1 protein-coding gene is annotated in these 257 nt (G+C 64.6%); it reads left to right on the forward strand.

Annotation, left to right across the window (positions count from 1 at the left end):
* On the forward strand, positions 1-257 hold a 257-nt coding region (locus SB753_RS38995; RefSeq protein ID WP_410805410.1), incomplete at both ends, for an acetoacetate decarboxylase family protein.

Genomic DNA, 257 nt, shown 5'->3' on the forward strand with positions numbered 1-257 from the left:
CCTCAGGTATGGCCCGGTCCCGGTTGCAGTGGCGACGATGGGATACAAGCACCGTGCGTTGCCGCACGACCAGATTGCCGCGTCGCTGTCCGCACCGGGCTTTCTGCTCAAGATCATTCCTCATGTGGACGGCTCGCCGCGGATATGCGAACTCGTGCGTTATTTCTGCGAGGACGTGACCGTGAAGGGCGCGTGGGAAGGGCCGGCCGCACTTGAGCTGTTCCATCACGCGCTCGCGCCGGTTGCGGCCTTGCCTG

The organism is Paraburkholderia sp. SIMBA_053 (genome assembly GCF_046534895.1).
GTDB lineage: Bacteria > Pseudomonadota > Gammaproteobacteria > Burkholderiales > Burkholderiaceae > Paraburkholderia > Paraburkholderia caledonica.